The 16,163-nt window shown below is 46.0% G+C and carries 15 protein-coding genes; 2 read left to right on the top strand and 13 right to left on the bottom strand.

The features are described 5' to 3' along the window. Positions 1-38: 38 nt before the first annotated feature. Positions 39-2,396, bottom strand: a complete 2,358-nt coding sequence (locus tag CWI73_RS10645) for a VolA/Pla-1 family phospholipase (RefSeq protein ID WP_126752758.1) — start codon at positions 2,394-2,396, stop codon at positions 39-41. A gap of 186 nt (positions 2,397-2,582) precedes the next feature. Here CWI73_RS10645 and CWI73_RS10640 point away from each other — a divergent pair, with 186 nt between their 5' ends. Next, positions 2,583-3,335: a YciK family oxidoreductase gene (locus tag CWI73_RS10640; RefSeq protein WP_126752757.1), complete on the top strand. Its 753-nt coding sequence runs from the start codon at positions 2,583-2,585 to the stop codon at positions 3,333-3,335. 73 nt (positions 3,336-3,408) lie between these two features. Beyond that, positions 3,409-4,485, top strand: coding sequence for a WD40/YVTN/BNR-like repeat-containing protein (locus CWI73_RS10635; protein ID WP_241968888.1), 1,077 nt, complete (start codon positions 3,409-3,411; stop codon positions 4,483-4,485). Here the strand turns inward: CWI73_RS10635 and CWI73_RS10630 are convergent. The 12 genes from CWI73_RS10630 to CWI73_RS10575 all read right to left on the bottom strand — a co-directional run bounded on the left by CWI73_RS10630 (position 4,436) and on the right by CWI73_RS10575 (position 16,069). After that, positions 4,436-6,547, bottom strand: a complete 2,112-nt coding sequence (locus CWI73_RS10630; RefSeq protein WP_126752756.1) for an aminotransferase class V-fold PLP-dependent enzyme — start codon at positions 6,545-6,547, stop codon at positions 4,436-4,438. The two genes, CWI73_RS10635 and CWI73_RS10630, sit on opposite strands and share 50 nt — an antisense overlap. Before the next feature lie 62 nt (positions 6,548-6,609). Beyond that, the gene (gene nqrM, locus CWI73_RS10625; protein WP_126752755.1) at positions 6,610-6,822 is read right to left on the bottom strand and encodes a (Na+)-NQR maturation NqrM; all 213 of its coding nucleotides are present in this window, start codon (positions 6,820-6,822) and stop codon (positions 6,610-6,612) included. An 8-nt stretch (positions 6,823-6,830) separates the two neighbouring features. Continuing rightward, positions 6,831-7,751: an FAD:protein FMN transferase gene (locus CWI73_RS10620; RefSeq protein WP_241968887.1), complete on the bottom strand. Its 921-nt coding sequence runs from the start codon at positions 7,749-7,751 to the stop codon at positions 6,831-6,833. Positions 7,752-7,865: 114 nt separating this feature from the next. Further along, the gene (nqrF, locus tag CWI73_RS10615; protein WP_380299030.1) at positions 7,866-9,098 is read right to left on the bottom strand and encodes an NADH:ubiquinone reductase (Na(+)-transporting) subunit F; all 1,233 of its coding nucleotides are present in this window, start codon (positions 9,096-9,098) and stop codon (positions 7,866-7,868) included. Between the two features lie 40 nt (positions 9,099-9,138). Continuing rightward, positions 9,139-9,747, bottom strand: coding sequence for an NADH:ubiquinone reductase (Na(+)-transporting) subunit E (gene nqrE, locus CWI73_RS10610; protein WP_088768577.1), 609 nt, complete (start codon positions 9,745-9,747; stop codon positions 9,139-9,141). A 5-nt stretch (positions 9,748-9,752) separates the two neighbouring features. Next, positions 9,753-10,385 carry an NADH:ubiquinone reductase (Na(+)-transporting) subunit D gene (locus CWI73_RS10605; RefSeq protein ID WP_126752753.1) on the bottom strand — a complete coding sequence of 211 codons (633 nt, stop codon included), beginning with the start codon at positions 10,383-10,385 and terminating at the stop codon, positions 9,753-9,755. Next, complete coding sequence (locus CWI73_RS10600) at positions 10,378-11,154, bottom strand: Na(+)-translocating NADH-quinone reductase subunit C (protein ID WP_126752752.1); 777 nt, start codon at positions 11,152-11,154, stop codon at positions 10,378-10,380. The genes CWI73_RS10605 and CWI73_RS10600 overlap by 8 nt, the downstream gene beginning before the upstream one ends. Next, complete coding sequence (locus tag CWI73_RS10595; protein WP_126752751.1) at positions 11,147-12,349, bottom strand: NADH:ubiquinone reductase (Na(+)-transporting) subunit B; 1,203 nt, start codon at positions 12,347-12,349, stop codon at positions 11,147-11,149. Before CWI73_RS10595 ends, CWI73_RS10600 begins: the two co-directional genes overlap by 8 nt. A gap of 2 nt (positions 12,350-12,351) precedes the next feature. Continuing rightward, positions 12,352-13,692: a Na(+)-translocating NADH-quinone reductase subunit A gene (locus tag CWI73_RS10590; protein WP_126752750.1), complete on the bottom strand. Its 1,341-nt coding sequence runs from the start codon at positions 13,690-13,692 to the stop codon at positions 12,352-12,354. Between the two features lie 174 nt (positions 13,693-13,866). Further along, positions 13,867-15,045, bottom strand: coding sequence for an enoyl-ACP reductase FabV (gene fabV, locus CWI73_RS10585; protein WP_126752749.1), 1,179 nt, complete (start codon positions 15,043-15,045; stop codon positions 13,867-13,869). 85 nt (positions 15,046-15,130) lie between these two features. Beyond that, positions 15,131-15,454 carry a BolA family protein gene (locus tag CWI73_RS10580; RefSeq protein WP_126752748.1) on the bottom strand — a complete coding sequence of 108 codons (324 nt, stop codon included), beginning with the start codon at positions 15,452-15,454 and terminating at the stop codon, positions 15,131-15,133. Between the two features lie 132 nt (positions 15,455-15,586). Then, a complete protein-coding gene (locus tag CWI73_RS10575; protein WP_126752747.1) occupies positions 15,587-16,069 on the bottom strand; it encodes a putative periplasmic lipoprotein in 483 nt (160 codons plus the stop codon). Positions 16,070-16,163: the final 94 nt, after the last annotated feature.

The following is a 16,163-nucleotide window of genomic DNA, read 5'->3' as shown; positions in this document are numbered from 1 at the left end:
TGCCGGCCTTTGAATAACAAGTTTTCAATAACCTGAGGTTATTCTACCACTTCTTCGTTTGACACTTCTATTTGAGTTAGATCACTGCCAAACCAGCTTAAGATCTGGGTCTGCATCTCGGTTGTCACAGCAGAAGATACAGCAGGCTCAAGGCCATCTGGAATTGGGTTAAGTAGAGAAGAGTGAGCACCACCTACGAAGCTCGCATAACCCGAAGTAACTTCCCCGGACGTTTCTAGATCTAAAACATTTTGCAATTCCATCAGTCTAGCTAGTGGCTGAGTACCCGCTAACGGCTTGTCTTCTACTGCGTTAGGAATAACAGTATCGCCATCAGCTTCAATAAGAAAAACTGGAGTAGTGTCCTTAAAGCCTGACGCATAGTTAACAGGATCACCCGAGTCAACAACAGTTTGAGCAGCAAAGGCAAACTGTTCGAATGTCGCATTAATCTCAGCTACCTGTTCAGCGGATGCTTGTTCCATAAATCCTGCATAAAACTGCTCCAGTGTCGCCCCACCGGCAATTGCTTGGTTAGCTGCTGCTTTAAACGCATCGTCCGATGAGTAAAGTAAGTTCGACTTAATGGTCGGGCCAAAACTTTCAGAGGCCAATAGGAAGTTAGCTAAGCTTCCACCAGGCATAGCCAAAACAGAACCTTTAACCTTAAAAGCTGGATCTATTGTTGGATCTAAAGGTTCGTTAGCTAACCGAGAAAATGCAGTTCCTGCGATAGCACCTAAAGAGTGTCCGATGAAATAAACTTCTTGCGGATTAATTTGAACACCCGCAGCCGGAGAATTATTTAGTCCCAGACGCAAGGCTAATAAGTCCGCAATTGACTGGCGAACATTATCTCGAGTAGTCAAAAGGCTACCTAGGTTCATATAGTTTGTAACATTCTCTTGACCTGACGCAGTAATATCTATTTCACCATCACCATCTACATCGAATCCTCTAGCTCCATGCATCGGGTGGTCAATCGCAACAGTAGCATAGCCTCTTGCCGATAACTGTGTCGCTATCGCTAAAGCTGACTCCTGAGCGCTACTACCAATACCATGCTGAAGAATTACAACCGGCCAACCGCCTGTAGGAGCGGCTTGCCATGCTGGTACAACCATAGTGACCGAAGCATTATCAATAGATTTTACCTTAGGTACTGGATTGTATTGAGTTAGGTGTCTAGCGTCATCCACTCCTAAGTCAACGTCACTACCATCAGGAGAGGCAATGCAAGCCTGTACTATCGTGCTTATAACCCCAGGTTTATCAGCTGCAATAGCTTCTTTAGTAATACCTAAACCTAAAGCATTTTCTGGAATCTCGTCATTTTCAATACCACCAACGATAGTAACTGGGCTATCACACTTTGCTTCCCAACGCCCAGTTAGATGAGCGTCATCTTCTACGCTCTGAGGGGTAGAAAGGTAATACGGCAAACCAATTGACTCAGAATAAACCATAGTATTCTGAGCTACAGCTAACAATTGAGGGTCGCTTATTTGATTAGATACGTGGTTACTTAAAGGTTCACCAGTTGAATCGAAGGTTACCGCTGGGCCAGAGCCAGCTCCTTGAGCAAGCGCTAGCAAACGCTTACTCATCTCCAGCACGTCACCTACCGACTGAGTGGTAAAGTTTGAGCTGTAAATCACGTCTTCAGGGTCGACACCAAACTGAGCTAGCGCCCCCTCATAGCTATTAATAAGAGCCTGTAAGTTTTGTGCTGATTCTGTATCTGAGGCTGGAGCTTCATCAACAGGCTCTTTCATCAATGTGTATGTTTGTGACGCCTTTACACGGCGACCTAGCGTATCTTGAATGTTGTCAGTTAGCACGACTAAATAACCTGTTTTAGGTTTTAGCGGCTGTAAAGGAACAACAGCTAAACCTCTACCTTCACCTGTCGCTTTAACGGTGAAATGAGTATTGTGCTGGAGTTCGCCTGCAATACCGCAAACTACCGCGGGGCTTTGTGCTTCGCATGCGGGGGAAACCTCATTTCCGCCTTGGTAAGTTTCAAATACTCGAACTGCGCCCTGCGCTTCAATACTTGCCGTATCAACCAAAACTCTTTCACCATTTTCATCAAGTGGCAGAGAGAAGTCGAAAGTTAGAGTTGAGTGTGTCCCCCAACCGTCTAAGCCGTTAATAGCGACCTGTGGATTCGCTGTATCACTTGGATCTGTTACCGGAATATTCAGCGTGCCATCAACACTGCCGCTCAATAAAATATTCGTCGGCGCTGGTATTTCACCGTTTGACGGGTCGAACACAACACGTGTCGCAGCGACATTCACTTCGTTTTCCGTAATAGGTGCTTCGTCACCGCTTCCGCAACCTACAAGGCTCAGAGCCGAACCGATTGCCAATGGGAGTAGTAATTTCTTCATGAGGTATCCCCAATCCTTTTTTATGTTTTGTTATTCTGTACCTTCTCTTAACGAAATTTATACACCTGTATTAAATAAGATTAAAGGCTTTTTAACGATTTTTCGTTCGTTTGCTGAGAAGTTATTCGAATATCGTTACAATAGCCTACTCACCCGACCACAGTCCAATGGTATTAGAAAACAGTTATGAAAATTAAAACCGTACACGATTACAAAGCAACGCCTGACCTTTTAAAAGACAAAGTTATTTTAGTCACTGGTGCAGGTGACGGCATTGGTAAAGAATCCGCAGTAACCTTCGCGAAACACGGTGCTACTGTTATATTGCTCGGCCGCACTGTTGAAAAGCTAGAAGCTGTTTACGATGCTATTGTCGAAGCAGGATACCCTCAGCCGGCTATCATTCCGTTAGATATAAAAGGTGCCACACCGTCCCACTACCGTGATATGGCTGCGACTATTCAGGAACAGTTTGGTCAGCTGAACGGCGTATTGCATAACGCCAGTTTACTCGGCATTTTGTCGCCTTTTACTCACATTGAAAAGGACAGCTGGGATGACATTATGCAGGTCAATGTCACAGGTCAATTCGCAATGACCCAAGCACTAATACCGGTTATGGAGAAAGCACCGAATGCGTCTCTGGTGTTTACGTCTTCAGGTGTTGGACGCAAAGGTAGAGCTTATTGGGGCGCATACTCTATCAGTAAGTTTGCGACCGAAGGCATGGCTGAAGTTATCGCCGACGAGTACGAGGGCACAAAGCTACGCACTAATGTCATTAATCCAGGCGCAACACGAACCAGCATGCGGTCAAAAGCGTACCCTGCTGAGGACCCTAAGAGCCTGAAAACACCCGCCGAAATTATGCCAACGTACCTTTATTTAATGGGTGATGACAGCAAACACGACAATGGCATTTGCTTTGACGCGCAGTAAATCGCTTTGATGTAGCTCTGGGTTCATTACGCGTGCTACACTCGCTAGCAACTGTTAATAACGGGTTATAACAATGGCGATGACGAAGCTAGTACGAAACGCATGCTGCGCCGCGGCATTATTGAGCGGAGCTTCAACTTTTGGCTCCGCAGCCGCACCGCCAGAGCTGGAAATACTCGATACAATTAAAGAGCAACACTGGATTGGCATAAGCCCGGTCAGCCGCAACACCATTTGGGTCGCTGGTGAAAACGGAACGGTTGCTCGCTCAACCGACGCCGGAAAAAGCTGGCAGTACTTCCAGCCCGGCCCGGACGATCTTCAATTTCGGGACATTGAGGCTATTGATGACCGCCGGGCTTATGCAATGAGTGTCGGTGACGGCGGTCAGTCAAGAATCTACTACACCGAAAATGGCGGCAATAGCTGGCGTTTACGCTATCGTGGTGAAGGTGACTCATTTTTCAATTGCATGGCATTAGCACCTAGCGGTGAAGCTTGGGTGTATGGTGACAGTGTTGGTGACGAGTGGCGCATGGTCAGAAGCGCCGACGGCCGCAATTGGATGCAGGTTCGTTCCGCTGTTGCTGAGCCGCCGCAATCGAACGAAGGTGGCTTTGCTTCTAGTGGTAGCTGCGCACGTTTTAACAATGACACCTGGATGATAGCAACCGGTAATGCCGACAAAGCGCGGGTATTAGTTAAAGGCTCCTTCGGTATTCGCTTTAAGGTTATCGATGCACCTATGCAGGCAGGTCCTATGGCAGGTATCACCAGCGTTTGGCCTGACGATGAAGACAACTTTTATATTGCCGGCGGCTCACTGAGTGAAGAAAGCGACGAACAAGAGGCTTCACGCTTGTGGCACTATTCCAACGAAGAGTTCAAGGCGTTACCCGAGCCTCCTCTTAGCGGTGCGCTATACAGCCTCAGTAAAGTCTCACACGAAGGAGACTGGCTGCTAACCTCTAACCCACAAGGCGCCACAGCATTAAACGTTGGTTCCGGCCAGTGGTATCCATTATCTGATAAAAACATTTGGAATGTGCAGTGCCACGGCGATATTAGTTGTTGGTTCGTCGGCAAAGACGGTTTTATCGCTAGACTGCTTTGGCAGCCGGCGAGCTCAAAAGAGCAAGCCCTCCCATAAGGTGACGCGTTCGTTTAAAGCCATGGCGTTGTAAAACATTAGCAACAACAGCGCTGCGGTTTCCCGAACGGCAGACACAGATAATATCGCGTTCTTTGAGTGTCTGGTGGTCATGAATAAATTGTATGACTTCAGTGACCGGCACATTAATAACGTCAGCTGTGCATGGAATGTCAGACACAACATGCTCCTGACGTTCTCGTACGTCAATCACGACAAGATCATCCCGATACCAAAATTCATCGGTTTCACCAATGGGTATATTTACATCCTCAAATGGATCGCATTGACCAAAAGTCTCGCATAACGAATAGACAATACGATGCTCGGGATCATCTTTCGGGCAAACCAGTGCATCACCAGACACCGCTTTTTCATAATTGTGAAGCGGTGCATCCCCCGGGAATACGAAGTCGGTCTTAACCTGGCTTTTCAAGCCGGCCGGCTCACTCAAGGCAAACACCGGGTGCTCACTATTGACGCGAAACAGCCGTCTTTCACCAATAGCAATACAGCCATCTATATCAATTTCAGAATCGACAGGAACAGCGTCACAGCTACGATTATTGCTCTGAGGCCAACCAATGGCGTCGTGAGTGCTGGACTCTTTTAGTAAAATACCTCTTAGCAACTCTGCAGCTTCTGTAATATCTGTATCTGAGCCTGTACTTAAAACCGCCTTTACCTTGTAGTTTCGACAAGTAACGATGTTCTCAATACGAGCTGATAAAGCTGGGTGAGGGTCTATAACAACCAGTTCCTTTGCAGCCTTATCAATAATTAAATAACAGCAGTGCGCATCATATTTTAATTGAACGACGCCATCTAACGCAGCATCGTTATCATTATTTGTATCTGCAATGAGTAGACATGAATGTTTAAGAGCATCACCGGCTTGTCGTATTCGATAACACGCCTCATCAATGTCCTGCTGCGTGGTCGCCGGACCAAATGACATGCGAATGGCGGCTTGGCTTTGCCAGTCGTCGAGTCCCATTGCTCTTAGCACAAAACTACCGACCACTTTAGAGCTGCAGGCTGAACCGCCGCTTACACGAATTCCGCACGCGTCAAAAACATCCATAATGTCTCTTGACGCAACGCCGCGCACAGAGAAGTTCAGTGTTGTCGGTACACTCAGTTCAAAATCGTGGTTAAACACAAGTGTTGGAAATGCCGTTTGTAAGCTTTCCGCAAGCTGCCGACGGTACTCTAGCAGCCTGGAGTCCGACTGTAGCACCTCGTTGTCAGTCACAAGTAACTCAAACAATGCGTTAAGCGCCGCAATACCCGGCAGATTCTCTGTCCCTGAGCGCTGACCCGACTCTTGCCCACCGCCAATAAGTAACGGCGTGAATGGCGCCTGCTCACGAACCGCCATAAAGCCTATCCCTTTGGGACCATATAGTTTATGTCCACTAAAAGGCGCGTAATCTATGGTTGTTTCATCAAGCGTCAGAGGCAATTTACCGAGCGCCTGAACGCAATCCACCATCCAGGGGATAGACGCATTATTGGCTCTTATTACCTCTTCCAGGGCTTTAATATCCTGTTTAACGCCCGTTTCATTATTTACCGCCATTGTGCATATCATTGCGGCATCACTGACATGTCGCGCTATAAAATCAAGATCTAAACGCCCCTCACGGTCGACCGGAATCGCTTTCAGTTCAGCGTGCAGACCAAGCAGTTCATTCCAGTGTTCTAACGCTTGCGGAACAGCTTTATGCTCTGTCGCCCCATATAAAAGGTATTTAGAGCCAGGCCGAGTTTTCATCGTATGAGAGATGGCAGAAACAACCGCGGTTTGAATACCTTCGGTGGCACCACTCGTAAATATGAGTCGCCCGCGCTCTAAACCAACCACTTTGCGCGCAAGTTGCCTGGTAGTATCTAAAATATAGCGAGCTTTAAGACCGGTGATATGGCTACTGGATGGGTTTCCAAATACAGTTTCCATAGTGTGAGAAACTGCTTTGGCGATTTGAGGGAGAACCGGCGTTGTTGCGTTACAATCGAGATATAACTCATTACCGTTAGTCTGAATGTCTATCGGCTTCATTTCTCCCCCATTCGCTTGTAAAACCAAAAGTTATATCGTTATAACCTGTATGGGGTTTTTGATCAATTAATCTGGTTTTCTTTCCACTGCTGTTCTTTTTTCATACGTGCTTTGCGCTTATCGCAAGGGTCATCGCAATCGCAAGCTTTGTCCATGCCCAGTGAGCTAATACCACCACAGCTACCTGAAATTGACTTGCGCTGTACCATATAACCAATGGCCATTGCCAAAACGACTAAGACAAATAAGGCAAATACCATTAAAAAGGTTTGCATGACTACTCCTATTTATTGCTCACTAATAAAGGTTTAAACCACTGACTGGTATACTCTTCAAAACCTTCATCAGTTTTATAAATCAGCATAACGGCAAGCTGATTTGCATCTGCAAACGCCTTTGCTTTCTCGGTGCCCATCACCAATAAAGCCGTTGCATAAGCGTCTGCTGACATTGCATCATCCGCAAAGACTGACACAGATACCAAGTTGTGCTGTATTGGTTCTGCCGTTGCTGGATCAATAATATGTGAATATCGACGACCATTCTCTTCAAAATAGTTTCGATAGTCACCTGAAGTCGCTAATGCGCCTTCTTTAAATTCGACAATTTCCTGAACAGCTCGTTCCGTAGAAATCGGCTTTTCAATGGCCAACTTCCAGTCTTCATCAGCTGGCTTCCCACCTTTGGCCAAAATTTCACCACCGATTTCAATAAGGTATTGTTTAATACCCAGCTGGTCCATTAAGTTTCCAACTTTATCTACACCATAGCCTTTGGCAATAGTCGATAAATCGACATACATTTCGGGGTGCGCTTTTATCAGCTGATGGTTACTAACACTCAGCTTTTCATACCCAACTCGCTTAGAAATAGCTGACAGCTCTTCTGCTGTTGGCTGCTGTTCAGGCTTGGCGTTTGGTCCAAAACCCCATAGGTTCACCAACGGACCAACGGTTATGTCTAAAGCTCCATTGGTTTCGCGAGCAATAGTTAAAGCCCGGCTAACCACTCTTTCCAGGTCACGACTAATCACAACCGGCTCGGTACTTTCCAACTGGTTAAACTGTGACAGTTCAGAGTTCGGATCATAAGTCGACATTTGTGCATTGACACGCTCTAACACGGTATCGACTTTCGTTTGAATTTTTTCCGCTGAATGACGCGGATCTTTACTAAATAGAACAACACTGTAGGTTGTTCCCATAGTCCCTCCGCTAAACTCGATACGCTCAGGCGCATCGGAGCAAGAGACTAAAAAGGCTAGCCCTAAAAGAGCTAGCCATAGTTTTACAATCGATAATTTCGACAGCATCACCAATTAACCACCAAAGTCATCTAACATGATGTTTTCGTCTTCGACCCCTAGGTCTTTCAACATATTGATTACTGCTGCATTCATAACCGGTGGTCCACACATGTAATACTCACAGTCTTCCGGTGCTTCATGATCCTTCAAGTAGCGCTCGTACAAGACATTGTGGATAAAGCCGGTGTCACCTTCCCAGTCATCTTCCGGTTGCGGATCGGACAACGCAACATGCCATTCGAAGTTGTCATTTTCTTCTTGCAGCATGTCAAAGTCTTCAACATAGAACATTTCACGCAGTGAACGAGCGCCATACCAGAACGTAATTTTACGATCTGTATTTAAGCGACGTAACTGGTCAAAAATGTGCGAGCGCATTGGCGCCATACCTGCACCACCACCAATGAAGACCATTTCTGCATCTGTCTCTTTAGCGAAGAATTCACCAAATGGACCAGAAATAGTAACTTCATCGCCTGGCTTAAGGCTGAAGATATACGAAGACATTTTACCTGCTGGCAAGCTCAAGTCGTTCGGTGGCGGTGTCGCACAACGAACGTTCAGCATAATGATGCCTTTTTCTTCAGGATAGTTTGCCATTGAGTATGCGCGAACAACTTCTTCATCAACTTTAGACTCAACATCTAAGAATCCAAAGCGTTCCCAGTCACCGCGATATTCTGGTGCAATATCAAAGTCTTTATACTTAACATGGTGCGGTGGAGCTTCAATCTGAATGTAACCACCGGCACGGAATGGTACTTCTTCACCTTCCGGCAACTGTACAACAAACTCTTTGATAAAGGTTGCTACGTTGTCGTTCGACTTAACGGTACAATCCCACTTTTTGATACCAAAGATTTCTTCAGGCAGCTCAATTTTCATGTCCTGCTTGACGTTAACCTGACATGACAAGCGAACACCTTCGCGTGCTTCACGTTTAGTAATGTGATCAAGCTCAGTTGGCAGAATATCACCGCCACCTTCTTTAATGGTGACACGGCACTGTCCACATGAACCACCGCCACCACAAGCAGAAGATACGAAGATGCCCGCGTTTGCCAATGCGCCCAATAACTTGGTGCCCGGCTGGGTCACAATCTTCTTGTCTTCGTCTTCGTTAATCAGGATTTCTACATCGCCCTGCGGTACTAACTTTGATTTAGCGAACATAATTATCGCCACCAAAATCAGTACGATGATGGTAAACATCCCTACACCGAGCGTTATCAGAGTAATATCCATCGATTCGTACCTTTAACGTTTACTGATTCAACACACTGGATTAAAGAGATACGCCGGAGAACGACATAAAGCCTAAACCAATCAAACCTACTGACATGAAAGTTGCGCCTAATCCACGCAAACCATCAGGTACATCGGCATATTTGAGTTTTTCACGCACAGCTGCAAGAGCTACGATAGCTAAACACCAGCCAACGCCACTACCAATACCGTAAACCACTGACTCACCAAAGTTGTAGTCACGTTCAACCATGAACGAAACACCACCGAAAATGGCACAGTTAACGGTAATTAGCGGTAGGAAAATACCCAACGCGTTATAAAGTGCAGGCACGTATTTGTCCAAAGTCATTTCCAGAATTTGAACCAGTGCCGCAATAACACCGATAAAGGTTAAGAAACGCAGGAAGCTTAGATCAGCATCAGGGAAGCCCGCCCAATCTAATGCGCCCGGCGCCAGTATGTTGTGATAAATAATGTTGTTCACTGGTACCGAAATACCAAGCACTACGATAACCGCAACACCTAGCCCGAAAGCCGTTTTTACTTTCTTAGAAACCGCAAGAAACGTACACATTCCTAAGAAGAACGACAATGCCAGGTTTTCGATAAAAATAGCTCGGATAAACAGGTTAATATACTGTTCCATGGCTCTTACTCCTTAGGCTCGACTTGTTCAGTGCGGAAAGTACGAAGTACCCAAATGAATCCGCCAATGATGAAGAACGCACTTGGTGGCATTAGCAACAAGCCAACAGGCTCGTACCAGCCGCCTTCTGACGCTAGTGGCAGAATTTGTACGTCGAACAAGCTACCTGAACCAAACAGCTCACGGACAAAGCCAACAACCAACAGTACAATTGAGTAACCTAAGCCGTTACCAATACCGTCCAATAATGACATGAACGGAGTACTCTTCATGGCATAAGCTTCTGCACGCCCCATAACAATACAGTTGGTAATTATAAGGCCAACGAATACCGACAGCTCACGAGATATTTCATAAGCGTAAGCGCGCAGAACCTGGTCAACCACGATAACCAGACTTGCAATGATGGTCATTTGAACAATAATCCGCACACTTGAAGGAATGTGATTACGGATAATTGAAATAAACAAGTTTGAACAAGCAACAACCGCTGTCAGTGCAATACACATAACCAATGTGTTGCTCATTTTTGACGTTACCGCCAGAGCCGAACAAATACCAAGTATTTGTAATGCAATGGGGTTGTTAGCGAAGATTGGCCCGAACAGTACGGACTTCATTTCTTTTGCACTAGCCATTGGTCAACTCCCCTTTGCGAAGTTTTTCAAGTAACGGACCATAAGCTTTATCACCCATCCAAAAATCGATAAGTGCATCGACGCCGTTACTGGTTAATGTTGCGCCAGACAGCGCATCGACTTCGTGCTCACCAGAAGCACCACCTTTAACCAAGTCAAACTTCACTTTTCCGTCGTCGCCGAAAATCTCTTTACCTTCCCAGGTTTTAACCCAGCTAGGGTTAGTAATTTCACCACCTAGCCCAGGAGTTTCGGCATGTTCATAAAAATTAACGCCACGTACTGTGTTTAAATCATCTTCCAAAGAGATTAAGCCGTACATGGTGCCCCACAGCCCTTGGCCACGGATATGTAGAACGGCACCATTTCGCTTACCACTTTCATCCATAACTAAGTAAACTTCGGTCATGGTTTCCATGGTGCCTAAGCCAGCAATATCTTCACTTTTATCAAGTCGTTTGCTGGTTTCAGGGTCGCCGGCTGCTTTTCGGTTATCAAACTCTTTAGGGTTTTTGTCTGGTAGTACTTGATAGTCTTCAAGACTGACAACCAAAGCTTTTATACGTTCATCATACACAGCAGGAATATCCATCCCGTCTTCCAGAATGCCAGCTGCATTTAGAATGTTACGTTGCATTGCCAGTGCGGCGTTCTTCTCTTGCATTGGCTTAAGCGCTACCGCTGAGCCTGCTACTAATATAGAGCACACCAAACACAGCGCCAGCACGACACCTATCGTTTTGCCTAAGCTTTCATTCTTATTAGACATTGCGTGCTAACCTCCGTTTAATATTTGCCTGTGCTACAAAGTAGTCAAACAGCGGTGCAAAAACGTTCGCGAACAAGATTGCCAGCATAATACCTTCCGGGAATGCCGGGTTAATGACACGAATCATCACCGTCATGAAGCCAATTAACAGACCGTAGGCGAACTTACCTTTGTTTGTAAATGACGCAGATACAGGGTCAGTTGCCATAAACATCATCGCAAAAGCAAAACCACCCAGTACTAAGTGCCAGTACCAAGGCATAGCGAACATCGGGTTTGAGTCGCTACCAATAAGGTTGAGTAGGCCTGAGAACAGCACCATCCCCACAAAGACACCAGAAACGATACGCCATGATGCAATGCGGAGGTAAATTAATGCCAGACCACCGATAAGAATCATCAGTGTTGAGACTTCACCAATTGAGCCCTGAATGTTACCCATGAAGGCATCCCACCAGAGTTCAGTGTTGCCGTAATCAAGGTTACCCAGTGCTGCAGCACCTAAGTTAGTTGCACCGGAGAAGCCATCTACTGCTGTCCAGATAGAGTCACCTGACATGCTTGCCGGATATGCAAAGTATAAGAATGCGCGACCGGTTAATGCCGGGTTCAGGAAGTTACGGCCTGTACCACCGAAGATTTCCTTACCGATAACCACGCCGAACGTGATACCCAAAGCAACCTGCCAAAGCGGAGTTGTCGCTGGCAAAATCAGTGAGAACAGAACCGAAGTAACAAAGAAACCTTCGTTAACTTCGTGTTTACGAATGGTCGCAAACAAAACTTCCCAGAAGCCGCCAACAATAAAGGTGACCGCATAAATAGGTAGATACCAGCAGGCACCGTACCACATTTTAGTGCCCCAGCCCGCATCAGCACCAAACTCTCCGCCTAACAAGTGGAATAAGCCCACTTGCCATGCGTCCGATAACGCATAACCGTCTGCTAATGCTAAAGCTGCCTGGTTACCGACGTTGTACATTCCCCAGAACATTGCCGGGAATGTCATCATCCACACCAAAATCATGATGCGTTTCAAATCGATGCGATCACGCACGTGTGTACCAGACTTAGTCACGGTACCCGGCGTATATAAAATTGTGGCTACCGCTTCGTAAAGCGCATACCACTTCTCGTATTTACCGCCTTTCTCAAACTGCGGTTCAATACGTTCAAGAGTATCTTTCAAGCTCATGGTTAGCCTTCTTTCTCAATCTTAGTGAGACAATCACGCAACACCGGTCCATACTCGTATTTACCGGGGCAAACATAGGTGCACAGTGCCAGATCTTCTTCATCTAACTCTAAGCAACCGAGTTGTTGACCTTCATCTGTATCGCCAGACAGTAAGTCGCGCAGTAATAAGGTTGGCAAAATATCCAAAGGCATGACGCGCTCATAGTTACCAATAGGTACCATTGAGCGTGACGAACCATTTGTCGAGGTTGTCATGCTAAATAACTTTTTCGGATTAAAATGCCCCGCGTAAGCTCGGGTAACTGAGTGCAAGTCTGAGCCCGGGCGTAGCCAACCAAGAAACTCTTTTTCGTTGCCTTCAGGAATAACACTCACTTGGTTATGGAAGCGACCTAACCATGCATGAGCATCATCAGCTGTGTGTCCGTGTAAAACAGAACCAGAAATAATACGCTGGTTATCACCTGCTAACTCACCGGCTGTCAACTCGTGTAAGTTAGCGCCCATGCGAGTACGCAATAGACGTGGTTCTTTCACGCCTTCACCGCCTAATGCCACCATACGATCAGTAAAGATTTCACCGGTGGTGAACAACTTACCGTAAGCGATAACATCCTGATAGCCAATGTGCCAAACCGGACGTTGCAAGCTCGCTGGCTGCAAGAAGTGAATGTGGGTACCCACTAACCCTGCAGGGTGTGGCCCTTGGAAGGACTCCAAAGTAACCTCTGCATCACCAGTGTCAACTTCAGCGTCGCCCGCTTTAGCAACAAACAGTTTTCCTTCAGTCAGGTTTGATAAAACTTTCAGACCATCGATAAAGGCTTGCTTATGTTCGCTAATGAAAACCGTTGGGTCGCCAGCTAATGGATTTGTATCCATCGCATTGACGAAAATAGCGGTTGCTTCCGCATCCAGAGCAGGAGCTTTACTGTAAGGACGAGTGCGAAGTGCCGGCCATTGGCCTGATTCAACCAATATTTCCTGCACTTTTTCACGACCTAGCGAGGTCAGTTTATCGCTATCGAACTTATCAAAGGTGACCTGTTCTTCACCATCCAGTTCAATAACTACTGCTTGTAAAACACGACGCTCACCACGCAGAATGTCTTTAACAACACCAGCTCCGGGAGCTGTGTATTTGACACCAGGGTTTTTCTTATCCTCGAAAATCATTTGACCTTTTTTAACGCGGTCATCGACTTTCACGTGCATGGTTGGGCGCATACCCACGTATTCTTCACCTAAGGTAGCAACCGTTGTTACGGCCTTACCGTCGGATAACTTTTGCTGGGGCGCCCCTTTAATAGGGATGTCCAGCCCTTTTTTGATCGTAATCATATGCGTTTGCACTACTCGTTAAGGGAAGATTCATCACAACCAGTCATAAAAGACTGAAACCTGAAAAATCAAAAAGTTACCGGCATAACTTTCCCCAGCCAGGGGTCTTTTTGCCGGTAACTTGAAACGTTTTCCACACTTATCGTCGGAATTTTAGCATTTTTCCTACAACGCTTACCAGTTTACTTTTGGATTTACATCAGCATCGTAGTCGACGTTGTCAAAACCAAAGCCAAACAGGTTCAAAAAGTCGTTGTGGTAACCGTCATAGTCCGCTAAATCGTGGAAGTTCTCTTGAGTGACTTTATCCCAAAGCGCTTCAACTTTAGCTTGTGTTTTGTCATTGGTTTCATAGCCATCCATGTGCAGGCGCCCTGCCTCGTCAAGCTCTGGGTTTTCAGCATAAAGCCCTTCAGTAAACAAGCGATAAATTTGCTCAATACACCCCTCATGCGTTCCTTCCTCTTTCATTACGCCGTAAATCAGCGAAATATAAAGCGGCATCACAGGAATAGCGGAGCTGGCTTGTGTTACCAAAGCTTTCAGTGAAGACACATAAGCTTTCAGGTTAACGTCTTTATAAGTCTCACCTAGCGCAGATGAGGCTCTGTCGAGATCTTCTTTTGCCCGACCAATGGTTGCATGACCATAAATAGGCCAAGTCAGTTTCTTACCGATATACGTATAAGCCGTTGTCTGACAGTCATTCGCCAGAAGGTCGGCATCGTGCAGAGCTTTAATCCAACGCTCCCAGTCTTCACCGCCCATGACTTTAACCGTATTTGCAATGTCGTCATCAGTCGCCGGGTCAAGAGTCACTTCGTGCACCTGATCTTTGTCGGTATTATAAGTTTTCGTCGTGTATTGCTTACCGATTGGCTTAAGCACAGAGCTATAAAGCTCGCCGCTTTCAGGATCTTTGCGCTTAGGTGACGCTAAGCTATAAACAACAAGGTCAATTTTGCCCATGTTGTCTTTGATGTACTCGATGCTCTCTTGTTTTATTTCATCTGAGAACGCATCACCGTTAATTGAGTGGAATTTAAGACCTTCTTTTTCAGCTTCCTGATGAAAAGCTGCAGTGTTGTACCAGCCTGCGGTGGCTGTTTTCTTTTCTGTTGGCTCTTTCTCAAAGCAAACGCCCAGTGTATGCGCTTGTCCACCAAAGGCGGCGGTAATACGTGAAGCTAAGCCGTAACCGGTAGAGCATCCAATAACAAGAACGTTTTTCGGTGCATTTTCGATAGGCGGTTGCTGCTTAACGTAACTTATTTGACGTTTAACATTTTCGGCGCAGCCAACCGGATGTGCGTTTGTACAAATAAACCCTCTGATTTTAGGCTTAATAACCATGTCGATATGTTCCCTTTTTCCGGATTATTTCCCCCATTGTAACCAATGAAAGCGCAGGAACACATCAGACATGCTTAATTTTTCTTTAATGCGCCGCGACTTTCGAACCGCCCATGCAATTAGGCGAACGTGGGGCCGTTCCGGAAACCTGTTCCCACTCTCCTTCCGTGTACGTATGTAACGCCAACGCATGGATATCATTCATGAGCTCATTGGCTAAAATTTTATTGACTGCCCTATGTCGGTTAATCAGTCTTTCACCGCTAAATTTAGGCGTTACCAACACGACTTTAAAGTGTGACTCTGCATTGGGTCCGCCTGAATGCATATGGCTCTCATCCTGTACCTCAAGGTGTACCGGGGCGAACGCATCGCGAAGTTTGTTTTCAATTTTTAAGCTTACTGACATGACGTTATCTCCTGCACTCAATGCCATAGTATTTAGTCTAGTAGACTCCTGTTCGTTCGCAGGAGTTTTTTCTATTCATTACCCTAACTCTACGAAAAATCGGCAAATAAAGTTTGCTGTCTTATTTTATATTCAGTAAAAATCATCCACAGCAACGTGACAGACCTGATCCGATGATGATAAAAAAGCAACCAAAGGAAACACCGCATCTTCCAATTCGCCTTTTGATACATTTGCAGGCATAGCCACGTGATAACGCTGTGCACTGACATTTCCGTCTTTTTGCCATAACAATGTTGGTTGACCCGTCATTGGCTGTTTTGACAAGAGTTCCGCAAGCTTCTCAAGCCCCTCTTCACGATACGGCGGAAACGCAGTAGGTTCACCGGAGCCACGCCAACCTCTTAACTCACTTTCAGACGCGAGAAGGTCTTCGTTGACCCTGTCGCGACAGAAACTCAATTCAATAACAGAACGGCTCAGTTGCCACTCGCTGTTTGGCAATACCTGTTGATCCAGCGATATAATTTCACCCTCTTTCAAGGTGTTGGTGGTTTGCTGCTTACAGCCAACCAACACTAGCAAAGCAACTAATGCGAACACCCAATTTTTCATTCTTCAGCCCTCTCTCATTTGCGAGCGTATTATAACGCACTCGCATCAACAAACCGTTGTCTTCGTGTTAAAAAATCTGGCACTATATAATGCA

This window comes from Idiomarina piscisalsi (assembly GCF_003987095.1).
Lineage (GTDB): Bacteria > Pseudomonadota > Gammaproteobacteria > Enterobacterales > Alteromonadaceae > Idiomarina > Idiomarina piscisalsi.
The sequence above is the reverse complement of the archived record's forward strand: the minus strand, read 5'-3'. Positions and strand labels throughout refer to the sequence as shown.